At 45.7% G+C, this 5,498-nt stretch carries 4 protein-coding genes and 1 pseudogene; 4 read left to right on the forward strand and 1 reads right to left on the reverse strand.

The annotated features are described in order from the left end of the window. Nucleotides 1-10: 10 nt before the first annotated feature. Nucleotides 11-496 (reverse strand): annotated as a pseudogene (locus tag ACOTYB_RS24455) (hypothetical protein); the annotation flags it as partial. A gap of 381 nt (nucleotides 497-877) precedes the next feature. Here ACOTYB_RS24455 and ACOTYB_RS24460 point away from each other — a divergent pair. From ACOTYB_RS24460 to ACOTYB_RS24475, 4 genes are all read left to right on the forward strand, one after another. Beyond that, nucleotides 878-1,426, forward strand: a complete 549-nt coding sequence (locus tag ACOTYB_RS24460; protein ID WP_409249084.1) for a recombinase family protein — start codon at nucleotides 878-880, stop codon at nucleotides 1,424-1,426. A gap of 116 nt (nucleotides 1,427-1,542) precedes the next feature. Next, nucleotides 1,543-1,965, forward strand: coding sequence for a hypothetical protein (locus ACOTYB_RS24465; RefSeq protein ID WP_193136906.1), 423 nt, complete (start codon nucleotides 1,543-1,545; stop codon nucleotides 1,963-1,965). 769 nt (nucleotides 1,966-2,734) lie between these two features. Next, the gene (locus ACOTYB_RS24470; protein ID WP_409249083.1) at nucleotides 2,735-4,747 is read left to right on the forward strand and encodes a flagellin; all 2,013 of its coding nucleotides are present in this window, start codon (nucleotides 2,735-2,737) and stop codon (nucleotides 4,745-4,747) included. Between the two features lie 145 nt (nucleotides 4,748-4,892). Then, nucleotides 4,893-5,420 (forward strand): RNA-guided endonuclease InsQ/TnpB family protein, encoded by a 528-nt coding sequence (locus tag ACOTYB_RS24475; protein ID WP_421765911.1) that lies wholly within the window; start codon nucleotides 4,893-4,895, stop codon nucleotides 5,418-5,420. The last annotated feature ends 78 nt before the right edge of the window (nucleotides 5,421-5,498 follow it).

Raw genomic sequence — 5,498 nt, forward strand, 5'->3', positions numbered from 1 at the left:
AAACCGACCTTTATTCACCCGCATCAGCAGTCATGGCCAGCTCTGCTGCTCTGATTTTTTGGTTGTATAAAGAATCGGCAGGCATTTCGACGCGCACGGACACGAACTGGTCGCTAGGAATGTCGACAGGATCACCGTCACCCACGCCTTCCAGTTCGTTTCTGGCGAATGCAGGCGCATCAGGGTGAGTACGATGATAGGTTTTTACCAGTACCGAACCATCGGCGTTAACCTCATAATCCAGCCAGATAAGCGGTTGCTTGTTGCGATCGGTAGGGATGTCAAAACCTCCATCGATGCCGCCCCATGCTGCGTCTGAGTTCAGCCCCTGACACCCTTCCACCAGATATTGGCCTGTGACCAGACGGGTTACAGTGCAGCCCTCCGATTCGTCATTCGTCCGGTATGAACCATCGGAAAATATTGCCACCACTGGCGATGCAGCTTTCAATGTACCGTCGCTGGCGCGGGTCGTGTTGTATTCGCTATAAAGCTTAACCCAACCCCTCCAGCCATTTGCATCCTTCACGTTGAATGCAAGGGTAGTGTTATCAGCCTGAAGAGCTTGCATTGCGGAGGTGGCATATCTACACATGACGAGAACAGGCGCGTACGGGTTAAACAAATTTACTCCCGTAGCGCCACCGCCAGCGTAAATGCCACCTTTTTCAATGGTCTTAAAATCAGTAGTCAGGGGCAACCAATCCGCGCCTATCCCAAACTGCCCTACAGTTAGCACACCATCAGCAGGGTAAGTCTCGTTGGACCGCGCATTAAGTATGGCTGATGTTCCTAAACCGACGTTTTATAGATTGCCCTGCGGCATCCATGCCGATAACTTCACCTGATTTTTTGCAGAAAATATTGGGTGAAAAACATGCTAATTGGCTACGTAAGGGTGTCAACAAATGACCAAAACACAGATCTTCAGCGACAAGCTCTCGAACGCGCAGGATGTGAACAGGTTTTTGAGGAAAAAAGGAGCGGGACGGTAGCGAACCGGCCAGCGCTTAAAAAGCTTCTTCGAACGCTGAGTGAGGGCGATACGCTGGTAGTGTGGAAGCTGGATCGCCTCGGGCGAAGCATGCGAAATCTGGTACTGCTGGTCGACGAACTCCGGCAGCGCGGCATCCACTTCAAAAGCCTTACGGACAGCATCGACACTTCCAGCCCAATGGGGCGTTTCATATTCCACATCATGTCAGCCCTGGCCGAGATGGAGAGGGAGTTAATCGTGGAACGCACCCGGGCAGGACTGGCGGCAGCCCGGGAGAAAGGGCGCATAGGCGGCAGAAGGCCGAAGTTAACCCCTGAGCAATGGGCGCAGGCTGGCAGGCTGATCGCAAACGGAATGGACAGAAAGCAGGTGGCGATTATTTACGACGTTGCGGTGTGCACCTTGTATAAAAAATTTCCGGCGCGGTAGGGGTAGAGGAAAAAAATATTGAACATTTAATCCAATTTTCGTAATAAAGTATTGAAATGATGTAATAAAGTTGTTGAAATTTTGGTAAGCGGTTGGGTTGAGCATTGGGGGTATTCATGGCAAAAACAGATTCTATTACAGCTGAAGAGTTTAGGGCTATTCACTTTGAATTGTCTAAAATCTCATCAACTTGGGCAGACTTATGGCTAACATTGTTTTCTCTCCGTGCTGAAGGCAGCAGGGTGATTACTATTAGATATTCCGATATCGAAGATGACATGCTGCACTTGGCTGGAACTCCAAAATTTGAGCCACGAACAATTAGATTAAATTTATTGCTTTCTAAGTTAATTGCGTACAGAAAGGATTGCAATCCTTCTGATATTTATGTTTTCCAGAGTAGATCAAATCGAGTTAAAGGGTTAGCTAGGCCTGTGACTGTAATAGCAATGAATAATGCCTTAAAACAAGCATCCAAATATGTAACAAGGAAAAACATCACCATGAAAAGTGCTTTAAGGGTAATCGGAAGGAACTAGTTGGACGAGGGTTCATACACTAAATACCCACCTGTTTATGGAAAGTTAGGACGATGGTCAATGATCACGTCCTTTATCAAGTCATTATTCTCCCTGATGATTTTCGATTTACTACTCGATTGGATGTAAGATATGTACATGCATGAATCTTAGGAGGGATTTCGAGTAAGTAAAATGAGATCCTGATCAGAATAAATCAAACCTGGCATTGAGTAGAGTAAATAATAAAGCAGCGCATGCAAGATTTAATAGTATAACAAAACGGGCAGAAACATTCACTGAACAAATCTCCTGATCATGTATTAGACAGAGAATGACTGTAATGTAAAACCATCTTACATACACCTACTAAAAAAGACAGATAAAACAAGGTGCCATCCGATGAGATAGCTAAGCATTTGCGCCTTGGATAGGTCTTACCATCGGAACATCGGGTTATGCTCGCTTGTTGAGTGCTGAGAAATGAAGAGATTAGAGGTTTATAAGAGGTAGCCAGTTTGTCAAACGAGATAGTTTATTTATGATGCTCAACATATTGAATTGTTTAGCTTTATCATGGTGGTTTAGGGGGCGTTAAAACGAACTTATCACATTGTATTAAAAGTAAACAACTATCTTTCGTTTGATGCCTGAAAGCAGATGGGGATGGTTTTTCACTTTTTCTTCTAAAGGTCCAGAGTACGTTGCCGATAGTGAACATAGCGGCGCAGGAGCCAAATGGTGGAAGCCGTAAACTTAATTTAAGTTCAGTCAAATAGGAATTACTATCATGGCACAAGTCATCAATACCAACAGCCTCTCGCTGATCACCCAGAACAACATCAACAAAAACCAGTCTTCAATGTCTACTGCCATTGAGCGTCTGTCTTCCGGTCTGCGTATCAACAGCGCAAAAGATGACGCTGCTGGCCAGGCGATTGCTAACCGTTTCACCTCTAACATCAAAGGTCTGACTCAGGCTGCCCGTAACGCCAACGACGGTATCTCCGTTGCACAGACTACTGAAGGCGCACTGTCTGAAATCAACAACAACTTACAGCGTATCCGTGAGCTGACTGTTCAGTCTTCTACTGGCACCAACTCCAAGTCTGACCTGGACTCCATCCAGGACGAAATCAAATCCCGTCTGGACGAAATTGACCGCGTATCCGGTCAGACCCAGTTCAACGGCGTGAACGTGCTGGCAAAAGACGGCTCCATGAAAATTCAGGTTGGCGCGAACGATGGCCAGACCATCACTATCGACCTGAAAAAAATTGACTCGTCTACTCTGAACCTGACTGGATTTAACGTTAACGGTAAAGGTGAAGTAGCGAATACCAAAGCAACAGCTGACGATCTGAAATTAGCTGGTTTTACTAAAGGCACTACAGATGCGAATGGTGTGACTGATTATAAGAACACCATTGCTAACAGTAAGGCATCAGCTTCTGATTTATTAGCAAATATCTCAAATAAATCCGTTATCACTGGCGGCGGCGCAAATGCGTTCGGTGTGGCTGCAACCGCAGGTTACAAATATGACGCGGCAAGCAAATCATACAGCTTCGATGCGACAGGCGCAGATTCAGCAAAGACACTAAGCATTATTAACCCAAATACAGGGGATTCTTCTCAGGCAACGGTTACGATCGGTAAGAAAGATCAGAAAGTTAACATCTCCCAGGATGGTAAAATCACTGCGGCAGATGATAACGCGACGCTGTATTTAGATAAGCAAGGTAACCTGACGAAAACCAATGCGGGTGGCGATGCTGCTGCAACTTGGGACGGATTAATTTCAAACAGCAACTCGACTGGCGCAGTTCCTGTTGGTGTTAAGACTAAAATCACTCTTACGTCCGGTGCTGCCTCCGGGATGTCTGTGAGTTCAGAAGGTGCCGGCAGTCAGACTTCAACAAATGCCCAGATTCTGGCGGATGGCGCATTTGCTGCCAAAGTGAGCATCGACGGTGGCGCGGCAACCGATATTATGGTTGCTAATAATGGTAATATCACTGCGGCTGACGGTAGTGCGCTTTATCTTGATAAAACAACTGGTGGCTTCACTGCTACTGCAGCGGGGAATACAGCTGCAACATTAGGCGCATTAATTGCTAATGGTAAAACAGCGACTATGACCGTCGCATCAGGTACCAGTCAGAACACTGTTTATAGCACTACTGGCAGCGCTGACTTCACCAGCCTGGCTAAAGTTGACACTGTTAATATCACCAATGCACATGTAAGTGCTGAAGGCATGGCCAACCTGACTAAAGGTGCAAACTTCACCCTTGATCTGGGTGGTACAGGTACAGCCACTCACACCGTTACCGCAGGTGTTGTTAAAGATGCTGCCAATGACGATGTTTATGTTGACGACGGTGCGCTTTCCAGCGAGCCGACAAAAGATGTGACCTACTTTGAACAGAAGAACGGTGCTATCACCAACAGCACTGGCGGTACCATTTATGAAACTGCTGATGGTAAGTTGACCACCGAAGCTACCACCGCTTCCACCTCTACTGCCGATCCACTGAAAGCGCTGGACGATGCAATCAGCCAGATCGACAAATTCCGTTCTTCCCTGGGTGCTGTACAAAACCGTCTGGTTTCTGCAGTAACCAACCTGAACAACACCACTACCAACCTGTCTGAAGCGCAGTCCCGTATTCAGGATGCGGACTATGCGACCGAAGTGTCCAACATGTCCAAAGCGCAGATCATCCAGCAGGCTGGTAACTCCGTGCTGTCCAAAGCTAACCAGGTTCCTCAGCAGGTTCTGTCTCTGCTGCAAGGCTAATTTCATATTAAGTGTCAAAGCCCCATATATGTGGGGCTTTTTTATTGGCTGAATAAGGTCGTTAAAAGTAGTCAAATCCTTTAATCAAAGCTCGCACGATGATTTAGCATTTCACCAGTTTCGCTCCGTTTACACAGGTCCAGTTGTGATTAAAAAACAGGCATTCAAATTTTTGCTTGAACCAAACAAAGGTCAGTTATCTGACTTTTTGGCCTTTGCTGGTTCCTGTCGTTTTGTTTACAACAAAGGCCTTGCTCTTCTTAACGAGAGTTACCATTCGGGTAAAAAATTCATAGGCTACAATCAGCTGGCTTCTGAATTAGTGCAATGGAAGAATGAAGAGAGCCTTTCTTGGTTGAAAGAAGCTCCATCTCAGTGTTTACAGCAATCGTTAAGAGATTTAGACAGAGCATTCAGAAACTTTTTCACCGGCAAATCACAATATCCAAAGTTTAAAAAGAAAGGTCGGCATGATTCTTTCCGTATACCATGCCAAAGGGTTAGAGTAGATCAAGAAAAAAAACTGGTATCTCTCCCTAAAGTCGGCTGGGTAAAGTATCGCAAGAGCCGTGAAATCATTGGTGATTTAAAAAATGCAACTATTTCCCTTAATCAGGGGAAATGGTATATCAGTTTTAATACAGATCAAACAGTTCCTGATCCAATACACTGAATCGCCACGGATAATTTAGACACTTCCGAGCCGTTGATAATACTGGTTTTCATATTCTGTCGGTGACATCTGATCGCT

It is taken from the genome of Enterobacter cloacae complex sp. IR5450 (assembly GCF_049238665.1).
Lineage (GTDB): Bacteria > Pseudomonadota > Gammaproteobacteria > Enterobacterales > Enterobacteriaceae > Enterobacter > Enterobacter hormaechei_C.